At 71.8% G+C, this 18,989-nt stretch carries 15 protein-coding genes; 5 read left to right on the top strand and 10 right to left on the bottom strand.

Annotated features, from left to right (window positions below):
• Positions 1 to 9: 9 nt before the first annotated feature.
• The 4 genes from AB0P24_RS24670 to AB0P24_RS24655 all read right to left on the bottom strand — a co-directional run bounded on the left by AB0P24_RS24670 (position 10) and on the right by AB0P24_RS24655 (position 5,655).
• The gene (locus AB0P24_RS24670; RefSeq protein ID WP_365797427.1) at positions 10 to 1,110 is read right to left on the bottom strand and encodes an ATP synthase F0 subunit B; all 1,101 of its coding nucleotides are present in this window, start codon (positions 1,108 to 1,110) and stop codon (positions 10 to 12) included.
• Positions 1,111 to 1,167: 57 nt separating this feature from the next.
• Complete coding sequence (coaD, locus tag AB0P24_RS24665; protein WP_365797533.1) at positions 1,168 to 1,647, bottom strand: pantetheine-phosphate adenylyltransferase; 480 nt, start codon at positions 1,645 to 1,647, stop codon at positions 1,168 to 1,170.
• A 26-nt stretch (positions 1,648 to 1,673) separates the two neighbouring features.
• Positions 1,674 to 2,261: a 16S rRNA (guanine(966)-N(2))-methyltransferase RsmD gene (rsmD, locus tag AB0P24_RS24660; protein WP_365797425.1), complete on the bottom strand. Its 588-nt coding sequence runs from the start codon at positions 2,259 to 2,261 to the stop codon at positions 1,674 to 1,676.
• A gap of 166 nt (positions 2,262 to 2,427) precedes the next feature.
• Positions 2,428 to 5,655, bottom strand: a complete 3,228-nt coding sequence (locus AB0P24_RS24655) for a helicase-related protein (protein ID WP_365797423.1) — start codon at positions 5,653 to 5,655, stop codon at positions 2,428 to 2,430.
• A 169-nt stretch (positions 5,656 to 5,824) separates the two neighbouring features.
• Between AB0P24_RS24655 and AB0P24_RS24650 the strand changes: the two genes are divergently transcribed.
• Positions 5,825 to 7,651: an HSP90 family protein gene (locus AB0P24_RS24650; RefSeq protein WP_365797421.1), complete on the top strand. Its 1,827-nt coding sequence runs from the start codon at positions 5,825 to 5,827 to the stop codon at positions 7,649 to 7,651.
• The gene (locus AB0P24_RS24645; RefSeq protein ID WP_365797531.1) at positions 7,648 to 10,557 is read left to right on the top strand and encodes a tetratricopeptide repeat protein; all 2,910 of its coding nucleotides are present in this window, start codon (positions 7,648 to 7,650) and stop codon (positions 10,555 to 10,557) included. The genes AB0P24_RS24650 and AB0P24_RS24645 overlap by 4 nt, the downstream gene beginning before the upstream one ends.
• 42 nt (positions 10,558 to 10,599) lie before the next feature.
• Here AB0P24_RS24645 and AB0P24_RS24640 read toward each other — a convergent pair whose 3' ends face one another.
• Entirely contained in the window at positions 10,600 to 12,279 is a 1,680-nt protein-coding gene (locus AB0P24_RS24640) for a DAK2 domain-containing protein (RefSeq protein WP_365797419.1), read from the bottom strand.
• 259 nt (positions 12,280 to 12,538) lie between these two features.
• On the opposite strand from AB0P24_RS24640, the gene rpmB reads away from it, so the two are divergent.
• Positions 12,539 to 12,724 carry a 50S ribosomal protein L28 gene (gene rpmB, locus AB0P24_RS24635; RefSeq protein ID WP_004924906.1) on the top strand — a complete coding sequence of 62 codons (186 nt, stop codon included), beginning with the start codon at positions 12,539 to 12,541 and terminating at the stop codon, positions 12,722 to 12,724.
• A gap of 344 nt (positions 12,725 to 13,068) precedes the next feature.
• Here the strand turns inward: rpmB and thiD are convergent, their stop codons facing one another.
• Positions 13,069 to 13,884 carry a bifunctional hydroxymethylpyrimidine kinase/phosphomethylpyrimidine kinase gene (gene thiD, locus AB0P24_RS24630; RefSeq protein ID WP_365797416.1) on the bottom strand — a complete coding sequence of 272 codons (816 nt, stop codon included), beginning with the start codon at positions 13,882 to 13,884 and terminating at the stop codon, positions 13,069 to 13,071.
• The gene (locus AB0P24_RS24625; RefSeq protein WP_365797414.1) at positions 13,881 to 14,846 is read right to left on the bottom strand and encodes a thiamine-phosphate kinase; all 966 of its coding nucleotides are present in this window, start codon (positions 14,844 to 14,846) and stop codon (positions 13,881 to 13,883) included. The genes thiD and AB0P24_RS24625 overlap by 4 nt, the downstream gene beginning before the upstream one ends.
• Positions 14,847 to 15,052: 206 nt before the next feature.
• Between AB0P24_RS24625 and AB0P24_RS24620 the strand changes: the two genes are divergently transcribed.
• Positions 15,053 to 15,286 (top strand): Lrp/AsnC ligand binding domain-containing protein, encoded by a 234-nt coding sequence (locus tag AB0P24_RS24620; protein ID WP_028802415.1) that lies wholly within the window; start codon positions 15,053 to 15,055, stop codon positions 15,284 to 15,286.
• Between the two features lie 20 nt (positions 15,287 to 15,306).
• Positions 15,307 to 15,795 (top strand): DUF3515 domain-containing protein, encoded by a 489-nt coding sequence (locus tag AB0P24_RS24615; RefSeq protein ID WP_365797412.1) that lies wholly within the window; start codon positions 15,307 to 15,309, stop codon positions 15,793 to 15,795.
• Between the two features lie 99 nt (positions 15,796 to 15,894).
• Here the strand turns inward: AB0P24_RS24615 and AB0P24_RS24610 are convergent, their stop codons facing one another.
• From AB0P24_RS24610 to AB0P24_RS24600, 3 genes are read right to left on the bottom strand one after another with little or no spacing between them, the layout of a single operon-like run.
• Positions 15,895 to 17,052: a D-alanine--D-alanine ligase family protein gene (locus tag AB0P24_RS24610; RefSeq protein ID WP_365797410.1), complete on the bottom strand. Its 1,158-nt coding sequence runs from the start codon at positions 17,050 to 17,052 to the stop codon at positions 15,895 to 15,897.
• Positions 17,053 to 17,111: 59 nt separating this feature from the next.
• A complete protein-coding gene (locus AB0P24_RS24605) occupies positions 17,112 to 18,122 on the bottom strand; it encodes an NAD(P)H-dependent glycerol-3-phosphate dehydrogenase (protein WP_365797408.1) in 1,011 nt (336 codons plus the stop codon).
• Positions 18,119 to 18,883, bottom strand: coding sequence for a 1-acyl-sn-glycerol-3-phosphate acyltransferase (locus tag AB0P24_RS24600; protein ID WP_365797406.1), 765 nt, complete (start codon positions 18,881 to 18,883; stop codon positions 18,119 to 18,121). The genes AB0P24_RS24605 and AB0P24_RS24600 overlap by 4 nt, the downstream gene beginning before the upstream one ends.
• Positions 18,884 to 18,989: the final 106 nt, after the last annotated feature.

The following is an 18,989-nucleotide window of genomic DNA, read 5'->3' as shown; positions in this document are numbered from 1 at the left end:
CGCCGGTCCCTACAGGCCCCGGCCCTGCTCGTAGGCCCGCAGCTGCTCCGGCGTGATCATGCTGGTGTCGAAGAGACTGGTCTCGTCGAGGTCGTACGACTGGTGCTGCTGGTGCTGCTGGTGCTGGGCCGGCTGCTGCTGCGGGTCGTAGACGGGCTGCTGGCCGGTGTCGTACCCCTGGTAGGCGGCGGCGTACGGATCGGCCTGCTGGTAGCCGTAGGGGTCCTGCTGGTAGCCGTACGCGTCCTGCTGGGCGTAGACGGGCTGCTGCTGGGGGTAGCCGTACGGATCCTGCGCCGCCGCGGGCTCCTGCATGGGCCGCTGGTCGTACTGCGGCTGCTGCGCGGGCTGGGCGGCGGCCTGTTCGGCCTGGGCCGCACGTTCGTCCTGGTCGGCGAGGGCCGCGAGGTCGGCGAGGTAGTCGGCGTCGCTGGAGTGCTGGAAGGTCGTGCTGTCGTCGGCGAGGGCGCCCAGGGCGTCGGAGGCGATCCGGCCGTGCAGCTTGGCACGGCCCTTGCCGACCGCCTCCAGGGTCTTGGCGAGGACCGCCTCGAAGGCACCCAGCTTGACGTCGACGTACGCGTCGGCGTCCCGGCGCAGGGTCTCGGGGTCGTGGCTGCGCTCGGGGGCGTCCTCGTCCTCGTAGCCCTGCTCGTCCAGGCCGGGGCCGGTGCCGAGCAGCTTCTCGCGGCCGCGGCCGACCGAGCCGAGGGTCTTGGTGAGGACGACCTCGAAGTTGGCGAGCTTGGAGTCGACGTAGTCGTCGGCCTCGGCGCGGACCTCCTCGGCCTCCTGGCGGGCCTCGGCGAGGATCCGGTCGGCCTCGGCCTGGGAGCGGCGGGCCACCTCGGTGCCGGAGATCAGCGAGCCGCGCTCGGCGTGCGCGGACTCGATGATCCGCTCGGCCTCCATCCGGGCCTGCTCGACCATCTGGTCCCGGTCGCCGATCAGCTCCTGGGCCTGCGCGAGCGAGCCGGGCAGCGCCTGGCGCAGCTCTTCGAGCATCGCGAGCAGCTCGGCGCGGTTGACCACGCACGACGCCGACATGGGCATGGACCGGGCGCCGGAGACCGCGCTCACGATCTCGTCCAGCTTCTTCTGCACGTCCACCTGTGCTCGCCACTCTCTACAGCTGGGTTGGAGACGGACGGGACGACTGTAGCCCCATCAGTCCTTACCGAGACGCTTGTTGAGGGCCTCCAGCACGGCCGGCGGAACCAGGTGGGCGACGTCGCCGCCCCACTGGGCCACCTCCTTGACCAGTGAGGAGGAGAGGAAACTGTAGGTCGGGTTGGTCGGCACGAAAAGCGTCTCGACACCCGACAGGCCGTTGTTCATCTGGGCCATCTGAAGCTCGTAGTCGAAGTCGCTGACGGCCCGCAGGCCCTTGACGATGGCCGGGATGTCGCGCTCCTTGCAGAAGTCGACGAGGAGGCCGTGGAACGCCTCGACCCGGACGTTGCCGTATTCGGCGATGACCGTGCGGATCAGGTCGATCCGCTCGTCGATCTCGAACAGGCCCTTCTTGGACTTGTTGATCATCACCGCGACGTAGACCTCGTCGTACAGACGGGACGCGCGGGCAATGATGTCGAGGTGTCCGTTGGTGATCGGGTCGAACGACCCGGGACAGACGGCGCGGCGCACTAGTGATCCCTCGCTCTCCGGTCCGGTCATCGTGCGTCTTCGCACGTAGAGGCGGCGCGACCGTACCAAAACGTTCCCTCGCCGTAGCGACGGGACCGGAGGGCCTCGAAGCCTGCCGGCCAGTGGAAATCGCCGCCTCTGGTGCTGCGCTCCACGGTGACGATCGCCTCCGGCGCTAGCCAGCCCCCAGAGTGGAGTGTGAGGAGAATCTCCCGAAGATCGTGATCTGTGACGGCGTAGGGCGGGTCGAGGAAGACGACGTCGTACGGCTGGGCGGGCGCCGGGGTCTGGATGATCTGTTCCGCTCTGCCCGATCTGACCTCGGCGCCGGGCAGGCCGAGGTTCTTGACGTTTTCACGGACGACGCGGGCGGCTCTCGGGTCCGCTTCGACGAGGAGGGTGTGGGCCGCGCCCCTGGAGAGGGCTTCCAGGCCTACGGCGCCCGAGCCCGCGTAGAGGTCGAGTACACGTTCGCCGTCCAGGGGGCCGCCGAGCAGGGACTGCCAGGTGGAGAAGAGGGCTTCGCGTGCGCGGTCCGAAGTGGGCCGGGTACCTGTGCCGGGCGGCACCGAGAGGCGCCGTCCGCCTGCCTGGCCGGCGATCACTCGGGTCATGAGGGGTCCTTCTTGGAGGGCGGCTTTACGGGTTCAGTCTGGCAGGCTCGTGGGGGTGGGTGCCTGGCGTACGACGGCGGCCGCGGGTCCGTTCCGGCTCGTCGCGCCCATGCCGCGGTCGCCGCAAGTCCGTACGGCCCCGCGCCCCTTTTCGGGCCGCTTCAGCTCAGCCCTTCTCCAGATACTGCTCCCTCTCCTCGTCCAACAGGGCGTCCAGGGCCGTTCTCAGGCCCGGGAGGTCGGTCAGCTCCGGGTCCTTCGCCACCAGGGCCGTCGCCTCCTCTCTCGCCTGAGCGATGATCTCCTCGTCGTCGATCACCGCGAGGACGCGGAGGCTGGAGCGGGCGCCCGACTGGGCCTGGCCCAGGACGTCGCCCTCTCGGCGCTGCTCCAGGTCGATCCGTGAGAGCTCGAAGCCGTCCAGCGTCGAGGCGACCGCCGTGAGGCGCTGGCGGGCGGCGCTCGCCTCGGGCATCTCCGTGACCAGGAGGCAGAGGCCGGGAGCGGAGCCTCGGCCCACCCGGCCGCGCAACTGGTGGAGCTGGGAGACGCCGAAGCGGTCGGCGTCCATGATGACCATGGCGGTGGCGTTCGGGACGTTCACGCCGACCTCGATGACCGTGGTGGCGACCAGGACGTCGGTCTCGCCCGCGGTGAAGCGGCGCATCACCGCGTCCTTGTCGTCGGGGTGCATACGGCCGTGCAGGACCTCGACGCGGAGGCCGCCCAGCGGGCCCTTGACGAGGTGGTCGGCGATGTCCAGGACGGCGAGCGGGGGGCGCTTCTCCGCCTCGTCCTCCGCGGACTTCCTCGCCTTCTTGGGGTCGGCCGCCTCATCGATGTCGTCGCCGATGCGGGGGCAGACGACGTAGGCCTGATGGCCCTTGCCCACTTCCTCTCTGACCCGTTCCCAGGCGCGGGCCAGGAAGTGGGGCTTGTCGGCGGCGGGGACGACGTGGGTGGCGATCGGGGAGCGGCCGGCCGGGAGCTGGTCGAGGACGGAGGTCTCCAGGTCGCCGAAGACCGTCATCGCGACCGTACGGGGGATGGGGGTCGCGGTCATGACGAGCAGGTGGGGCGGCTGCTTTCCCTTGCCGCGCAGGGCGTCCCGCTGCTCGACGCCGAAGCGGTGCTGCTCGTCCACGACCACCAGACCCAGGTCGTGGAACTGGACCTTGTCCTCGATCAGGGCGTGCGTGCCGATCACGAGCCCCGCCTCGCCCGTGACCAGGTCCAGCATCGCCTGGCGGCGGGCGGCGGTGCCCATCGAGCCGGTGAGGAGGACGACCTTGGTGGCGTGCTCCGCACCGCCGAGCATGCCTCCTTCGGCGAGTTCGCCCATCATCTCGGTGATCGAGCGGTGGTGCTGCTGGGCCAGGACCTCGGTGGGGGCGAGCATGGCCGCCTGTCCGCCGGCGTCGACGACGGCGAGCATGGCGCGGAGGGCGACCATGGTGTTGTGGGTGATGGTGAAGTGGTCGGTGACGTACGCGCGGCTCGGGTGAGCGACACTGATGCACTGGACAGGCTTTCGGCCCACGTACTCGACCGCGCGGATTCCGCGTCGGAAGGTGTTGTACTTCGGCCGTGGCCGGACGCGAGCAACCTTGCGCGACAAGCGAAACGGGGCGTACTCCTCGGGCAGAGCGACCGAGACGTTGAAAGCGGATTTCTTCGGCAGGACGCGCGCACGGCCACCCAGCGAGCGCACAAGCCAGGCGACGTCGTCCGCGAGCCTGCGGGAGGCAGAACAGAGCGAAGCGCTCATGCCGTCGGCGTGGATGGCGCCATCGGTGTCCATCAGCCCCTGCACCAAGGCGAGACGATTCTTGATCGAAGTGTTCTTGAACTCGTCGGGAACGAATTTCCCGTGGGACGTCCGACCCCACAGGTCCAGATCCCGGAGAGCCTGGATCACTGGATTACGGACTCCGCCAGCACGGTTTTCCAGCTGGATCTCGTAGTCGCAGCGGGAGCCCTTCTTTGGTACCAGCCGGCACACCGGCGCCACTGCTGCCGCCACGGCATCGCGAATCTCGTTGTCGCTCGTGGACAGAGTCAGGTTGTGGCGGAATGAACCGTCTCCAAGGAGAAGGCCGAGGAGGTAGGGATCCATCGGCAGCCCCGAGTCGGCTCCGAGGTCGACGGGGGCCGCGGCCGGGATGTACCACTTCGAGGATCCGTTTGCCTTGTACGTGTCGAGGCGGATTTCCCGAGTCGTCATGACCTTGGGGGCCTGGCCCCGGTGCCATCCGGAGCTGGTTCCGACGATCCACAGATGCTCGTCATCGCATTCCACGGAACTTCCGTCGGAGAGCACCAAGCGCCAGACATCGCGTTCTCCTTGCGGGAAGACACCGTCGACCAGCGCGATCTCCCCCTGCGGCACGACGACCTCGTCCCCCGCCTTCAAGTCCCCCATCCGACGAAAGCCGGCGGGTGTGAGCACCAGCGAGTCGAGGGGCTGCGCCTTCCCCGAGCCGACCTCGCCCTGGAGGAGGCGGTGCATCGGGTGTTCCGTCGCCAGGTCGTCGAAGATCTCCTTCGAGACCTTCCGCTGGCCTTCCGTGAGGGTGAAGGGGAGACGGTCGTCGAAGGCCGCCAGGAGGCCGCCGGGGGCCGGTTTGCGGGCCGCCGCCGGAAGCAGGGCGTCCGTGTGACGGCGGCGGGCCAGGGCGACCTGGAGGACGAAGGCCTCGTCCCACTTGAGGCGGTCACGGGCGGCCGCGACGTCCGCCTTGGTGTGCGGGCGGTGGATCTTGAGCAGGGCTTCGGGGAGGGAGACCAGGCCGCGGCCCTCGCGGAGGGTCGGGGGAAGGGGGTCCAGGGCCTCCTGAGCGCTGGGGAGGACCGTCTGGACCGCCTTGCCGATCTTCCAGGACTCCAGCTTGGCGGTGGCCGGGTAGAGCGGGATCAGGGCTCCCGCCCAGGTCTCCACGGATTCGGCCGGGTCGTCACCGCGCAGCAGTTCGTAGGCCGGGTGGGCCAGTTGCAGGCGGCGGTTGAAGACCGAGACCTTGCCGGCGAACATCGCGCGCGTGCCGGGCAGGAGTTCCTTGTGGGGTTTGTGCACGCCGTTGCCGAAGAAGACCAGTTGGAGCCGGCCGCTGCCGTCGGTGATCGTGACCTCCAGGCGCTGGCCCTTGCCGCGGGGCGCCTTGGCGGAGGCGAACGTGTGCAGGCGGGCGTCGGCGACCATGGCGACCACCGTCACGTGCTCGTCCATGGGCAGGTCGGCGAGGTGGGTGAGCTGGCCGCGCTCCTCGTATCTGCGGGGGTAGTGGTGCAGGAGGTCGCCGACGGTGTGCAGGCCGAGATGCTCGGCCATCACCTTGGCGGTGGCTGGGCCGAGCACTTTCTTCAGTGGTTCTTCCAGTGCGGGCACGAGATCCATTGCACACCACGCCACTGACATCGCCGGATACGGTTCGGGAAACCCCTGGTCAGACGGTCGTTTTGAGTCATAGGATGACGCGCTCCGGCCATCCTTCCGCGGTCACCACCCCACTCGGGACCGCCCGACCCCGCGCCGACCACGTCTTCCCCCCTCCGGCGCAGCGACGATGGACTCCCAGACCTCACAGTCATCCCAGGCATCACAGCCACCTCATACGTTCCAGGTCGACCTGCGTGGTCTGGTGGACCTGCTCTCCCATCACCTGTACTCCAGCCCCAAGGTCTACCTGCGCGAGCTGCTGCAGAACGCCGTGGACGCGATCACCGCGAGACGGGCCGAGCAGCCCGACGCCCCGGCGCGGGTGCGGCTGTACGCCGACGGCAGTGCCCTTCGGGTGGAGGACAGCGGCGTCGGGCTCACCGAGTCGGACGTGCACAACCTGCTTGCCACGATCGGGCGCAGCTCCAAGCGGGGAGACGGGTTGCAGGAGGCGCGCTCCGACTTCCTGGGCCAGTTCGGCATCGGGCTGCTGGCCTGCTTCGTGGTCGCCGAGCGGATCCGGGTGGTCAGCCGCAGCGCGCGGACGCCGCACGCGCCGCCCGTGGAGTGGACGGCCCGGGACGACGGGTCGTACACCGTACGGACGTTGGCGCCCGAGGCCCGGCCCGAGCCCGGTACCACCGTGTATCTGGTGGCGCGGGCGGGTGCGGCGGAGTGGCTGGACGAGCGGCGGGTGCTCGCGCTGGCGCGGGACTTCGGGTCGCTGCTGCCGTACGACGTGCGGGTGGGCGACGAGGCGGTCACCGATCTGCCGGCGCCCTGGGACCGCCCGTACCCCTCCCCCAGCACCCGGCGGGTGGCGCTGGCCCGGCACTGTCACGAGCTGTTCGGGTTCACGCCGCTGGACTCGATCGCCCTGGACGTGCCGCTGGCCGGGATCCGGGGCGTGGCGTACGTGCTGCCGTCGGCGGTGAGTCCGGCGCAGCGGGCCACGCATCGCGTGCACCTCAAGGGCATGCTGCTCACCGAGCGGGCCGAACAGCTGCTGCCGGACTGGGCGTTCTTCGTGCGCTGTGTCCTGGACACGGACAGTCTGCGGCCGACCGCCTCGCGCGAGTCGCTGTACGAGGACGAGACGCTGGCCGCCGTACGGGAGGCGCTCGGCGAGCGGATCCGGTCCTGGCTGACCGGTCTGGCGGCGGGTGATCCGGAGCGCCTCTCCGCCTTCCTGTCCGTGCATCACCTCGGGGTGAAGTCGCTGGCGCGGCACGACAAGGAGATGCTGCGGACCATGCTGCCGTGGCTCCCCTTCGAGACGACGGACGGGCAGCTTTCGCTGGAGGAGTTCGCGCAGCGGCACCCGGTGGTGCACTTCACGCGGACGGTCGAGGAGTACCGGCAGGTCGCGCCGATCGCCTCCGCGCAGGGCATCGGGGTGATCAACGGCGGTTACACGTACGACAGTGAGCTGGTCGAGGCGCTGCCGTCGGTGCGGCCCGGGACGGTGGTCGCGGAGCTCGACGCGGACACCGTCACCGCGCATCTGGACGCGGTGGATCCGGCGGAGGAGCTGGCGGTGGCCGGGTTCCTGGGGGTGGCGCGGGCGAAGCTCGACCCACTGCAATGTGACATTGTACTGCGCGCCTTCCACCCCCTCTCGGTCCCCGCCCTCCACCTCGACGACCGCGCCGCCCGTCACGAACAGGCCCGCGCGCAGGCCGAGGAACAGGCCGACGACCTGTGGGCCGGCATCCTGGGCTCGCTGCGCGGCAGCGCGCCCCGGGCCCGTCTGGTGCTCAACCACCTCAATCCGCTGATCCGGCGGATCAGTGCCCTCACGGACCCGGAGCTGATCGGCACCGCGACCGAGGCGCTCTACGGTCAGGCGCTGCTGATGGCCCAGCGCCCGCTCAGGCCGGCCGACTCGGCGCTGCTCAACCGCTCGTTCATCGGCCTCCTGGAATGGGCCACTCATGGGGAGGGCGATCGCTGATGGAGATTGCCGACTTCGACGCGCTGCGCCGGGCGATGGCGGAGAACTCCGAGGAGCCGGAGGGGGCCGCCCGCAACGCGCGCGCGGAGCAGTTGCTGGTGGCGGCCGAGAAGCTGGACATCCCGCTCGCCGTGATCGAGGCGCTCGGGCACCAGCTGAAGGTCTACAACTACAGCTCCGAGAAGGACAAGATGTTCGTCCCGTTCGCGCGGCTGCTGCGGATGTGGGACGAGCGGCCCGAGGACTTCGACGAGTACGAGACGCATTCGCTGCACTGGGTCTTCAAGTGGATGACGGCCGGCATGCTCGACCAGCCGCACATCCCGCTCGTCTCGATCGAGAAGTGGCTGGGCGAGATGGAGCACCGCTACCGGCTGGCCGGGCACTCCGAGCGGGCGGTGCGCAGCGCCGAGTTCAGTGTCGCCGGGCACGTCGGTGACCTCCCGCGCGCGGAGCGGGCGTACGCGGCCTGGCTGGCGGCGGACCGGGACCGGATGGCCGACTGCCCCGCGTGCGAGCTGCACGGGCAGGGCGGCTGGCAGCTGAGGAACGGCCGGGACGCGGAGGCTCTGGAGGTGTGGGGGCCGGTGCTGGAGGGCGAGTACAGCTGCGCCCACGAGCCGCACACGGTGCTGGCCTCCTCCCTGGCCCCGCTGCTGCGGCTCGGCCGCCTCGACGAGGCCCGCGCGCACCACCTGCGTGGTTTCCGGCTCGTCCGCCCCATGGAGAGCATGCGGGGCGCCTACGCGGACCACGTCGAGTTCTGCGCGCTGACCGGGAACGAGGCGCGCGGACTGGAGCTGCTGGCGGAACGTCCCGCCTACTTCACGGACACCGGGCAGCCGCGCAGCCGGATGGAGTTCCTGACGGTGGTGGCGCTGCTGATGGACCGGCTGACCGAGCTGGGGCTCGGCGGGCAGCGGGTGCCGGGGCCGGCCGGGCGGGCGTGGACCGCCGGGGAACTCGCCGGGCACGCGCGCGCCGAGGCCCTGGAGCTGGCCGCCCGGTTCGACGCCCGCAACGGCACCTCCTACGTCGGCGACCAGGTGCGCGAGCGGATGGCGCAGCGGCCGCTGGCGGACCGGCTGCCGCTGGGTGTGCGGGCGGTACGGACGGCGCCCGCCGGGCCGCTCGCGCCTCCCGCCCCGGCGCCCGCGCCGGAGCCGGCGGAGCAGCCGTCGCTGCCCGCGCTCCTGGCCGAGGCGCGCCGGCTCTCGGACACGCTCCAGCCGCACGCCCTGGAGGCCTGGGAAGCGGTCGCGGAGGCCGCCGAGGAGACCGAGGTGGACACGTACGTCCGTGCGGAGATCGCCGACCACATGGCGATGGGGCGCGGCCCCGCGGGTGTGGAGCTGTTCGAGCGGGCGGCGGAGCTGTACGCGGAGGCGGGCGACGAGGGCGAGGCGATCGCGGCACGCGCGCGTGCCGCGTACGTACGCGCGCTGTCCGGGGACCTGGACGAGGCGCTGGCCGGGATCGACGATCCGTACGACCGGATTCTCGCCCTGTACGCCGAAGACGCGACCGGCGTACGGCAGACGGCGTCCGTGCTCATGAGCCGGGCGCGGATCCTGATGCGCCAGGTGCACGAGCGGTCCTTGGGCGCCGGGGAGGCCGAGCGGGCCGTACGGGAGCTCCTGGCGCTGGTCGGCGGGCGCGGCGGGTCGGACGTACGGCTGGTGTCCCGGGCGGCCGAGGGGCGGGCGATGCTCGCGGAACTGGCCGAGCACGCCGGGGACGGGGAGCGGGCGGGCGAGCTGTTCCGGCAGGCGTCGGCGCAGTTCGTCGGCGCGGAGCTGCCGTGGTTCGCGGTCGAGTACGAGGTGCGGGTGGCCGGGCTCGCCCATGCGCAGGGCGATCTGGCCGAGGCGGAGCGGGCGCTGCGCGCGGCGCTGGAGCACGGCGGGCCGTACGTGGAGCCGGTGGGGCGGGCCCAGCTGCATCTCCAGCTCGCCGAGGTCGTCGGCGGCCGGGGCGCGGCCGAGGAGGCCGCCGAGCACGCCCTTCAGGCCGCGCACTGGGCCGACGAGGCCGGGGAGAGCGGCACGCTGGGCGCGTGGGCCCGGCACCAGCTGGGCGGCTTCCTGCTGCGGCAGGGGCGGTTCGCGGAGGCCGCCGAGGTGCTGGAGTCGGCGCTGCCCGACCTGAGCGCCGAGACGCACGGTGACGGCGCGGTCGTCCAGACCCAGTGGTGGCTCGGGGACTGTCTGAGCGAGCTGGGCGAGCACCACGCGGCGGCCGAACGGCGACTGAAGGCGGCCGAGATCGCCCGGCACTGGCCCGAGCAGCACGACCACGCCACCCTCGCGCACCTGGCCGCCGAGTCGCTGGGCAACGCGGGGCTGCCCGCCGAGGCGGACCGGGCGTACATACGCGCGGGCGAGTTGTGGCGGGCGATGGGCAACGTGCACTTCCTGGTGCGTTCGCTGCGGGCCCGCGCGTGGCTGGCGCTGCGGACCGAGGCGGGGCCGAAGGGCGCGCGGGCGCTGATGGCGGAGGCGGTCCGGGAGTGCGAGGAGGCGCTGGAGGCCGTGGACGATCCGGTCGCGGCGGAGCGGCTCGCCGGTGAACTCGGTCACACCCACCGGCAGTTCGGCGACCTGCTGGCGCGTTCCGTGCCGGAGGACGCCGACGACCCGGCGATCCACGAGGCGTTCGAGGCGGCGCTCGCGGAGATGGCCGCGGCGATCTCGGTGTTCGCCAAGCTGGGCGAGGACGGGCTGCACAGCCGTACCGCGGCGGAACTGGCGGCCGGCTGGCTGGAGGCCGACCTGAGCCGTCCGGCCGCGGCGACGGCACGCGCGCGTGCGGTGCTGGACGCCTACGAGGGCGCCGATCCGGCCGACGAGACGGTCCGGTCCAGGCGGGCGGAGGCGCGGCAGCTGCTGGAGCCCACGCAGGAGTGACAGAGGGGGCGGCGTGAAATGGGGGCGGCGTGGAAGAGGGGGTCACTCGACGCCGATGAGGAGCGGGGCCCCCTGCCGGCCGCCCCGGTAGACCACCGTGTCGACGGCGAGGTAGGCCTCGCGCACGCGGGCCTCCAGGCGGTCGGCGACGCCCTCGGGCGCCTCGTCGCCGAGGACGAGGGTGACCAGCTCGCCGCCGGCCTGGAGCATGCGGTCCAGGACGGACTCGGCGGTGGCCGTCACGTCCGAGCCGATCACCGCCACGTCGCCGTCTATCAGACCCAGCACGTCCCCGGCCTGGCAGATGCCGGCCATGGTCCAGGACTGCCGCTCCGCGACCACGATCTCGGCGTAGCGGGTGGCGCCGGCCGCCGAGGTCATCTGGACGACGTCCTCGTCGAAGCGGCGGTCCGGCTGGTGCACCGCGAGCGCGGAGATGCCCTGGATGGCGGAGCGGGTCGGGATGAGGGCGACCCGGATGCCCTCCGCGCGGACCTGCTCGGCCGCCGCGGCCGCCGTGTGCCGCAGGTCGGCGTCGTTGGGCAGCAGCACCACCTCGCGCGCGTGGGCCCGCCGTACGGCGTCCACCAGCTCCCCGCTGGCGGGCGGCTCTCCGGGGCGGGCGAGCACGGTGGTCGCGCCGGCCTCGGTGTACAGCCCGGCCAGCCCCTCCCCCGGCACGACGGCCACCACGGCCCGCTGCACCCGCTCGCGCGCCGGCCGCTGCCCGCCGGTGTGCACGTCCCCGGCGCCGAAGTGCGTGATCCGGATCCGGTACGGCCGCCCGGCCTCCACTCCGGCCTCCACGGCGGCGCCGGCGTCGTCGACGTGCACATGGACGTTCCACAGGCCGTCGCCGCCCACCACCACCAGGGAGTCGCCGAGGGCGTCGAGCCGGGCCCGCAGCCGGTCCACGGCGGCGTCCTCGGCCTCCAGGAGGTAGACGACCTCGAAGGCGGGCCCCCCGGCGGCCTCGGCGCAGCCCTCGGCCAGGGCGTCGGAAACAGCGTCCACGCGCGCGTGGACACCCGAGCCCGCCGCGAACGCGCACAGGTCAGCCGTCGGCGCCTCCCCCGTGAACGCCTCCACCAGCGCCCCGAACACCACGACCAGACCCCGTCCGCCGGCGTCCACCACCCCGGCCCGCTCCAGCACCGCCAGTTGTCCCGGAGTCGCCGCGAGCGCCTCGCACGCGCCCTCGTAGGCGGCCCGGGCTACCGCCCCGCAGTCTCCCGCGGCCGCGGCCGCGGCGGCGGCGTCCGCGGCGGCCGCCGCGACCGACAGCACGGTGCCCTCCACGGGGTGGGCGACGGCCTGGCGGGCGGCGTCGGCCGCGTGCCGCAGGGCCAGCCGCAGCCCGTCGGCGTCGATGTGAGTCGCCTCACCCTCGGTGAGGACGTGGGCCATCCCGCGCAGCAGCTGCGCCAGGATCGTGCCGGAGTTGCCGCGCGCGCCTATGAGAGCGCCGTGCGCCATCGCACGGACGGTGTCGGCCAGGGTCGGCACCTCCTCGCCCAGCTCATAGCCGGCGAAGACGGCCTCCACGGCCCCCGCGGCGGATTCCACCGTCATGTACAGGTTCGTACCGGTGTCGCCGTCGGCCACCGGGTAGACATTGATCGCGTCGATCTCCTCGCGCGTCCGCCCGAGCGCCCCGAGCGACAGTCCGCACCAGGTGCGTACCGCGAGAGCATCGAAGAATGTCTGCGGCACCTGCGCCACCTGCGCCTCCTTGAGCTGGCTGGACGTGGACGCAGCGTAGACCCCGGAAGGGTGTGCGCCGGAAGAGGGCCGGGGGCGGGCCCCTGAGCTGCCATGCTAGTTTCGTCTAACGGACGCAGCCGTTGTATGCTGCTCCGGTTGCCCGATCTGATCGGGCCATTCCCCTGGCAACGCCACTCAGGATCTTCGATCTGAAGGATCTCGATCCCGGCACGCCGGGATCCAACCGTAAGTGCATCTGAAGTCTTTGGAGTGACCCGTGGCTGCCAACTGCGACGTCTGCGGCAAGGGGCCGGGCTTCGGCAACAACATCTCGCACTCGCACCGCCGTACGCCCCGTCGCTGGAACCCGAACATCCAGCGTGTGCGTACCGTGGTCGGCGGGACGCCGAAGCGCGTGAACGCTTGCACCTCGTGCATCAAGGCCGGCAAGGTCTCGCGCTGACGCACTGTCGCTGAGCGCGCGGCCACCGCTGGTTCGCTGCACTGAGCCGGTCCACCTCAGGGTGGGCCGGCTTTTTGCCGTGCCGGGAAACGCGGACTCCGGCGAACCGTGCCCTGCTCGCCCCGCCGCTCCTGGACGCCGGCCGGTCGGTGTCCGCCCAGGGGCTCTCCCCCCAGGGGCTCTCCCCCCAGGGGCTCGCCGAGGGCTGCACGGCGCCGAGCCGCCCGCCGGGGCCGGGCCACGCGCTCCCGCGCGGATCCCCGGGCCGGCAGCCCGTGGCGGTGGCCTGGATCTCCTTGTGCGGGGCCGGCCGCCCGCGACGACCGGGAGAGCGGCCCCGGACATCAGGCCGCGGGAGTACCCGGCCCTGTCCCGGGCCTGAGCGCCCAGCCGTGGTCCACGGGCCCGATCCCGGAGCCGAGCGCGAACCCGGCCGCGATCGCCCCGGTGACGTACTCCTTGGCGGCCGTCACCGCCTCCGGCACCGGCCGCCCCTTCGCGAGCTGCGACGCGATCGCGGACGCGAGGGTGCAGCCCGTGCCGTGGGTGTGCCGGTTGTCGTGGCGCGGGGCGCGCAGCAGGAGTTCGTCCGTGCCGTCCGTGAGCAGGTCGACGGCTTCGCCGGGCAGATGACCGCCCTTGATGAGCGCCCACTTCGGCCCGCACGACAGCACGGCCGCCGCGGCCCGGCGCAGATCCGCCTCCGACTCGACGTGTACGCCGGTGAGTTGCGCCACCTCGTCGAGGTTCGGGGTGGCCACGGTGGCCAGCGGGAGGAGCCTGGTGCGGACCGAGTCCAGGGCGGAGGCGGCGAGGAGCGGATCGCCGTGCTTGGAGACACCGACCGGGTCGACGACCACGGGTGCGTCGGTTCCTGCGAGCAACTCCGCGACCGTCTCCACGAGTTCGGCCGAGGCGAGCATGCCGGTCTTCACCGCGTCGACGCCGATGTCGTCGACGACACTCCGGTACTGGGCGCGCACGGCCGCCGCCGGCAGCTCCCAAGTACCTTGCACGCCCAGGGAGTTCTGCGCGGTCACCGCAGTGAGCACGCTCATGCCGTGCACGCCGAGCGCGAGCATCGTCTTCAGGTCGGCCTGGATCCCGGCCCCGCCGCCGGAGTCGGAGCCCGCGACCGTCAGCACGCGCGGCAGGCTCACGACTCGATGTCCCCGAAGTGGTCCCAGCCGCCCTTGCTGGTCCAGGACGCCCCGTCGACCGTCACCTGGGGCAGCGCGGAGGGGTTCAGGACCTCGCCGATGACCTTCCAGCGGGCGGGCAGCTTCACGTCCGGCGGGAAGGCGGCCACGATGGCGTGGTCCTCGCCGCCGGTCAGCACCCACTGGAGGGGGTCGACGCCGACGGCCTGGCCGATGTCGTTCATCTGGGTCGGGATGTCGATCGCGCCGGAGCGGATGTCGATGCGGACCTTGCTGGCCTCGGCGATGTGCCCGAGGTCGGCGATCAGCCCGTCGCTCACGTCGCACATCGCCGTCGCGCCGAGGGCGGCGGCGGCCGGGCCCGCGTGGTACGGCGGCTCGGGGCGGCGGTGCGCCTCCACGAACGCCCGGGGCGAGCGGAAGCCGCGGGAGAGCACCGCGTAGCCGGCCGCGGACCAGCCCAGCCAGCCCGTGACGGCGATCAGGTCGCCGGGCTGGGCGCCGGCCCGGGTGACCGGCTCCTGGTTGCGCAGATCGCCGAGCGCGGTGATCGACACCATGATCGTGTCGCCGCGGACCACGTCGCCGCCCACCACCGAGGCGCCGGCCACCTGGCACTCGTCCCGGATGCCGTCCATCAGCTCGCTGGGCCAGGTCACCGGCAGTTCGGCGGGCACCACCAGGCCGAGCAGCAGGGCGGTCGGCACGGCGCCCATGGCGGCGATGTCCGCGAGGTTCTGCGCGGCCGCCTTGCGGCCCACGTCGTAGGCCGTGGACCAGTCACGGCGGAAGTGCCGGCCCTCCAGCAGGATGTCGGTGCTCGCCACCACCCGGCGGTCGGGCGCGGCGACCACCGCGGCGTCGTCGCCGGGGCCGACCCGGACCGCCGGAGTGGTGGTGAGACGGGAGGTGAGCTCCCTGATGAGCCCGAACTCCCCGAGCTCACCAACAGTGCCCTTCATTGCCCTTACGCCCCTTCTCTGCCTTGCCGTGCCCGCTCGCGCGTCACCGTCGTCCTGGATACGGTCGGGGTGACCGTCAACATCTGCCGTGCCTGCACCCTGGCGCGCGAGCCCCTGTCCGCGCAGGTCTCCCCGCGGTGAGCGGCGACGCGATACCGTGGCGTTCCTTTTCCCCACATGATCCTCGTGGCCGCCCTGGAGGTTCCGTGGTACAGGCGTACATCCTGATCCAGACGGAGGTCGGCAAGGCGTCGACCGTCGCCGAGACGATCAGCAAGATCCCCGGCGTCATCCAGGCCGAGGATGTGACAGGACCGTACGACGTCATCGTGCGCGCGCAAGCCGACACAGTCGATGAACTGGGTCGCATGGTGGTCGCGAAGGTCCAGCAAGTGGACGGCATCACGCGCACCCTGACCTGCCCGGTCGTCCATCTGTAGCCCCCGTCTACCCTTGGCCGGTGAACATCTTCCGTCACCGGCCATTCGGTCTGCCCGCGCTCGCCGCGCTGATGGTCGCGGCAGCGGGCTGCTCATCAACCGACGACGCCCCGTCGGCGGCGGTTCCCAGCCCGGGCGGGGCGGTTGCGAAGCTGTGCCGTCGCCTCGACGGGGCGCTGCCGACGAAGGTCGACAAGCTGGGCCGGCGGGATCCCGAACCGGCCTCCGCGCTGACCGCCGGCTGGGGCGGCGACCCGGCGATCATACTGCGGTGCGGGGTTTCGCGACCCGCGAGGATGGCCGATCCGGAGGCCGACGGGGTCGAGGTGAACGGGGTGGGGTGGCTGCTGGAGCAGCGGGCCGACAAATCCTTCCGGTTCACCACGACGTTGCGGAAGGCGTATGTCGAGGTGACGATTCCCGCGGGGCGGACCGAGGACGGCATGGCGCCGCTGGTGAGCTTGGCGCCTGCCATCAAAAAGGCGATTCCGGAGGGGATCGCCGACTAGGCGCCGTGACCGGATTGGTGGTCTGCCGAGTGCCGGTCCGTCGTGGCTCGTCGCGCAGTTCCCCGCGCCCCCAGGGGGCGCTTCAGCTCGCGGCGTTTTCTAGCGGAGCCCCGTCGACCGGTTGAGCGCCGCCTGGATCAGGCGGTCGATCAGCTCGGGGTAGGCGATTCCCGTGGCCTGCCACATCTGGGGGTACATCGAGATCGGGGTGAAGCCGGGCATCGTGTTGATCTCGTTGATGACGAAGTCGCCGGTCTCCGTGAGGAAGAAGTCGGCGCGGACCAGGCCCTCGCAGGACGCGGCCTCGAAGGCGTCCACCGCGAGCTTCTGGACCTCGGCGGTCTCCTCCGGGGTGAGGGGGGCCGGGACGATGCCGGGGGTGGAGTCGATGTACTTGGCCTCGAAGTCGTAGTACGCGTGCTCCGAGGGCGGCGGGATCTCGGCGGGGACCGAGGCACGCGGGCCGTCCTCGAACTCCAGGACGCCGACCTCGATCTCACGACCGCGCACGGCCGCCTCGATGAGGATCTTCGGGTCGTGGGACTGGGCCTCGGCGATCGCCTCGTCCAGGCCGGAGAGGCCGTCGACCTTGGTGATGCCGATCGACGAACCCGCGCGCGCGGGCTTCACGAACAGCGGCCAGCCGTGCTCGCCGGCGAAGTCGACGATCCGCTTGCGGGCGGCGGACTCGTTGCGCTGCCACTCGCGGGGGCGGATCACCAGGTAGGGGCCGACGGCGAGCCCGAACGAGGCGAACACCCGCTTCATGTACTCCTTGTCCTGGCCGACGGCCGAGGCGAGCACGCCCGAGCCGACGTACGGGACGCCGGACAGCTCCAGGAGGCCCTGCAGGGTGCCGTCCTCGCCGTACGGGCCGTGCAGCATCGGGAAGACCACGTCGACCTCGCCGAGCGCCTTGGGTACCGAGCCGGGCTCGCTGTAGACGACCTCGCGGTTGGCCGGGTCGACGGGGAGCACCACGCCGCCCTCGGCGGACTCGGCGAGGTCGGCGACCTCGGGGGTACGCCGTTCGGTGATCGCCATGCGGTCGGGGTCGTCGGCCGTGAGCACCCAGCGGCCTTCCCGGGTGATGCCGATCGGCAGGACCTCGTACCTGGTCCGGTCGATGGCGCTCAGGACGGCTCCGGCGGTGACCATGGAGATCCCGTGCTCGGAGCTGCGGCCGCCGAACACGACGGCCACACGCGGCTTGCGAGCGGGCTGCTCAGGGCTCTGGGGGAGGTTCTCGGTGCTCATATCGCGATGAGAGTACCCGGTGGCAGAGCCCCGAGACAGCGTCGGCGGGCCGGGTTCGCTCAGCGTCGCTCGGGCTTCGCACTGCGCGACATCAGCTCCTTGAGGGCGACCACCGGGGGCTTGCCCTCGTGCACGATGTCGACGACCGTCTCGGTGATCGGCATCTCCACGCCGTGCCGGCGGGCCAGATCGGCCACCGACTCGCAGGACTTGACGCCCTCGGCGGTCTGCTTGGTGACCGCGATGGTCTCCTCCAGGGTCATGCCCTTGCCGAGGTTGGTGCCGAAGGTGTGGTTGCGGGAGAGCGGCGAGGAGCAGGTGGCCACCAGGTCGCCGAGCCCGGCGAGTCCCGAGAAGGTCAGCGGGTCGGCGCCGAGGGCGAGGCCGAGCCGCGCGGTCTCCGCGAGACCGCGCGTGATGAGCGATCCCTTGGCGTTGTCGCCGAGTCCCATGCCGTCGGCGATGCCCACGGCGAGGCCGATGACGTTCTTCACCGCGCCGCCCAGCTCGCACCCGATCACGTCGGTCTCGGTGTACGGGCGGAAGTACGGGGTGTGGCAGGCCGCCTGGAGCCGCTGGGCGATTGTCTCGTCGGTGCAGGCGACCACCGCGGCGGCCGGCATCCGGGCCGCGATCTCCCGGGCGAGGTTGGGTCCGGTGACCACGGCGATACGGGTCGGCTCGACCTTGGCGACGTCGGCGATGACCTCGCTCATCCGCATGGTGGTGCCGAGTTCGATGCCCTTCATCAGGGACACCAGGACGGTGTGCGGCGCGAGCAGTGGCGCCCACTCGGCGAGGTTGGCCCGCATGGTCTGGGACGGCACCGACAGGACGGTGAAGTCGGCACCGGCGGCCGCCTCGGCGGGGTCGGTGGTGGCCCGCAGGTTCTCGGGGAGTTCCACGCCGGGCAGGTAGTCGGGGTTGGTGCGCCCGGAGTTGATCGCCTCCGCCACCTCCGCGCGCCGCGCCCACAGGGTGACCTCGCACCCCGCGTCGGCGAGCACCATCCCGAAGGCCGTACCCCACGAACCCGCGCTGAAGACCGCCGCCTTGGCAGGCATGCTCACTTGCCGCTCTCCTCTTCCACACCACTCTGCGCACGCGCGCGGCGCCGCTGCTGGATCCGCACCTCGCGTGGATCGTAGGGGGTCTCGGGAGCCTTCTCGCCGCGGATCTCCTCAAGCTGGCGGGTGATGGCCGCCATGATGACCTCGGTCGCCTCCTTGAGGAGGTCCTGGGTCATCTCCTTGTCGTAGAAGCGCGTGAGGTCCACCGGCGGGCCGGCGAGGACGTGGTGCGTCTTGCGGGGCAGCAGACTGGGCTTCTTCGCGTACGGCGGGAGCAGTTCGTTGGCGCCCCACTGGGCGACCGGGATCACCGGGCACTTGGTCTCCAGCGCGACGCGGGCGGCACCGGTCTTGGCGGCCATGGGCCACTGGTCGGGGTCGCGGGTGATCGTTCCCTCGGGGTAGAAGGCGACGCACTCGCCGCGCTCCACGGCGTCGATCGCGGCCCGGAAGGCGCTGAGCGCGTCGGTGGACTCGCGGTAGACCGGGATCTGGCCGGTGCCCCGCATGGCGGCGCCGACGAATCCCTTCTTGAAAAGGCCGCTCTTCGCGAGGAAACGCGGAACACGGCCGGTGTTGTACTGATAGTGGGCGTAGGCGAAGGGGTCGATGTGGGAATTGTGGTTCACCGCGGTGATAAAACCGCCCTCGGCCGGAATGTTCTCCATTCCGCGCCAGTCCCGCTTGATCAGAACCACCAGCGGAGGTTTGCAGAGCACCGCAGCGAAGCGGTACCAGAAGCCGATTCTCCGGCGGGGCACGCGGACACCTTCCTCTAGGACTTCCTCCCGGCCTGGGATCGGGAAGAAGTGTGGCCCCGGCCCGCCGGACTGTCGAGAACACCGTACGCCCCGGTGTCGCGGCCGC

It is taken from the genome of Streptomyces sp. NPDC086519 (genome assembly GCF_040686075.1).
GTDB classification, from domain to species: Bacteria; Actinomycetota; Actinomycetes; order Streptomycetales; family Streptomycetaceae; genus Streptomyces; species Streptomyces shenzhenensis.
The sequence above is the reverse complement of the archived record's forward strand: the minus strand, read 5'-3'. Positions and strand labels throughout refer to the sequence as shown.

Excerpts from the sequence above, each read along its gene's own strand:
- rsmD (WP_365797425.1), bottom strand. The coding sequence starts at position 2,261 with ATGACCCGAGTGATCGCCGGCCAGGCAGGCGGACGGCGCCTCTCGGTG.
- AB0P24_RS24655 (WP_365797423.1), bottom strand. The coding sequence starts at position 5,655 with ATGGATCTCGTGCCCGCACTGGAAGAACCACTGAAGAAAGTGCTCGGC.
- AB0P24_RS24650 (WP_365797421.1), top strand. The coding sequence starts at position 5,825 with ATGGACTCCCAGACCTCACAGTCATCCCAGGCATCACAGCCACCTCAT.
- AB0P24_RS24625 (WP_365797414.1), bottom strand. The coding sequence starts at position 14,846 with ATGAAGGGCACTGTTGGTGAGCTCGGGGAGTTCGGGCTCATCAGGGAG.
- AB0P24_RS24610 (WP_365797410.1), bottom strand. The coding sequence starts at position 17,052 with ATGAGCACCGAGAACCTCCCCCAGAGCCCTGAGCAGCCCGCTCGCAAG.